This is a genomic window from Bradyrhizobium sp., assembly GCF_016462955.1.
Taxonomy (GTDB): Bacteria; Pseudomonadota; Alphaproteobacteria; order Rhizobiales; family Xanthobacteraceae; genus Bradyrhizobium.
Genome location: NZ_JAEMSD010000763.1, coordinates 1 through 2,311, shown reverse-complemented (window position 1 = coordinate 2,311; position 2,311 = coordinate 1). Strand labels below are relative to the sequence as shown.

The following is a 2,311-nucleotide window of genomic DNA, read 5'->3' as shown; positions in this document are numbered from 1 at the left end:
GAACTACATTCCCGAAGGCGTCGACGTTCAGCTGCAGAGCGAGAACGGCATGCTCGGCATGGGTCCGTTCCCCTATGAGGGCGAGGAAGACGCCGATCTCATCAACGCCGGCAAGCAGACCGTGAGCGAGCTGCCCTCGACCTCCTATTTCTCGAGCGCCGAGTCTTTCGGCATGATCCGTGGCGGCCATATGGATCTCTCCATCCTCGGCGCCATGCAGGTGGCCCAGAACGGCGATCTCGCCAACTGGATGATCCCCGGCAAGATGGTCAAGGGCATGGGCGGGGCGATGGATCTCGTCGCCGGCGTCAAGCGCGTGATCGTGGTGATGGAGCATTCGGCAAAGGACGGCCCTAAGCTCTTGAAGAAGTGCAATCTGCCGCTGACCGGCGAGCGGGTGGTCGACATGGTCGTGACCGATCTGGCCGTCTTCACCATCGACAAGCACGGCGATGGCGGCATGGCGCTGATCGAGCTCGCCGACGGCGTCACGCTGGATGAGATCAAGTCCAAGACTGAAGCCGAATTCCGCGTCGCGCTGAAGAATACCTGAGCCATCGCCCGGTCAGGTCGTCTCGCCTGACGGCGGACGATAAGGTCTTGACCCTCTTGGGGGACGGCTAGCACGGCCTCGCCTGATGGGCACGTCTTCAGGCCGGCCCGCTCGGCACCTCGGAGAACCGCGTCAGCCAGGCAACGGGGCCGATGCTGGCGGCTATGATCAGGAGGGCCGCGAGCGCGCCGTCCTCGAAATTGCCGCGGCTTGCGAACTGGTAGATCGACGTCGACAGCGTTTCGACGTTGAGGGGCCGTAGCAGCAGCGTTGCCGGCAGCTCCTTTAGGCAGTCGACGAACATGATGATGACCGCGCCAAGCATCGCCGGCCGGAGCAACGGCAGATAGATCTGCCTCAACATGACGCCCTGGCTGGCGCCGACCGTGCGTGCGCTCTCGTCATAGTCGCGCGGAATACTGTCGAATCCGGCCTTGATCATGCCGACCGGCACGGCCAGAAAACGGATCGCATAGGCGATGACGACGGCCGCCCCGGTACCGACCAGGACCAGCCCGGGCGGCGAAAGACCAGTCCAGGTCGCGACCGCGCTCAACGCGCTATCGACCGCCAGCACGGGGGTCAGCAGGCCCAGGGCAATCAAGAGCCCCGGCAGCGCGTATCCGGTCTGCGCGATGCTCATCGCCACATAGCGCAGAGGATCCGGCCGAAAGCGGTGGGCAATCGTCGTGGCCAGCGCAAGTACCAGCGCCATGAGAGTCGCCAGCGCTGCAAAGGCAAACGAATGGAAGGTGTGCCGCCACAGCAATGGGTCGAAATTCGCGAGCAGCCCGCGACCGAGAGCCTGATGCGCCAGATAGCACAGGGGCACGATGAAGCCGATCAGCACCGGCAGCATGCAGGCCGCGAGCGCCAGCCACGCTCGAGCGCCCGACAGCGGGGTACGCTGTCTCAATTGCGGGTTCTCGGCCGAGAATTCGGTGTTGGTGTTGCGGCGGCCGTAACGCTCCATCGCGATCAGGCAGGCTACAATCGCCAGCATAAAGCATGCGAGTTGCGCCGCACCGGCAAGGCTGCCGCGGTTAAGCCATGTGGTGAAGATCGAGACCGTCAGCGTGCGGATGCCGAGATATTCGCTGGCGCCGATATCGTTGAGCGTTTCCAGCGCGACCAGCGCCACGCCGACCGCGAGCGCCGGCCGCGCCATCGGCAGTGAGACGCGCCAGAAAACAGTCCATCGGCCGGCGCCCAGCGTGGTGGCAGCCTCGGCGAATTCGGCAGACTGAACCTGGAAGGTCGCACGCGCAGACAGATAGACGTAGGGGTAGAGCACGAGCCCGATCACGAAGATGGCGCCCGGCAGCGAGCGCAGGTTGGGCAAAAGGCCGAGGGCATCGCGCAGCGGCAGCCAGAGCGCCAAGGTGCGATGCACCAGGCCGAGCGGTTCGAACAGGTCGGCATAGACGTAAGCTGCGAGATAGGTCGGTATCGCCAACGGCAGCGGCATCAGCCACAGCAGCATGCCCCGGCCGGGAAAATCGTGGCGCGATATCACCCGCGCAGTCCCCGCGCCGATCAGAAGCGTGACCGCGCCGACCCCGGCGAGCAGAAGGGCGGTGTCCAGCAGCGCGGCCGGCAACACGTAGTTGATCAGGTCGTGCCAGACATCGGGCGCCGGCTGCAAAGCCAGCGCAACGATCGAGATCACCGGCGAGGCGACCAGGATCGCGGCTGCAACCGCGATGGCGGTTGCGGCGCGTCCGGCGTGGGCACGGCCTCTCGCGCGAGGCCGTGCCC

2 protein-coding genes are annotated in these 2,311 nt (G+C 65.4%); one reads left to right on the top strand and one right to left on the bottom strand.

The window, feature by feature from the left end; genetic code table 11:
• Nucleotides 1–553, top strand: a 553-nt coding sequence (locus tag JHD07_RS38045; protein ID WP_291631571.1) for a 3-oxoacid CoA-transferase subunit B, incomplete at its 5' end; no start/stop codon positions are given.
• A 97-nt stretch (nt 554–650) separates the two neighbouring features.
• Here JHD07_RS38045 and JHD07_RS38040 read toward each other — a convergent pair.
• On the bottom strand, nt 651–2,258 hold the full coding sequence (locus JHD07_RS38040) for an iron ABC transporter permease (protein WP_291631573.1): 1,608 nt from the start codon (nt 2,256–2,258) through the stop codon (nt 651–653).
• Between the last annotated feature and the right edge of the window lie 53 nt (nt 2,259–2,311).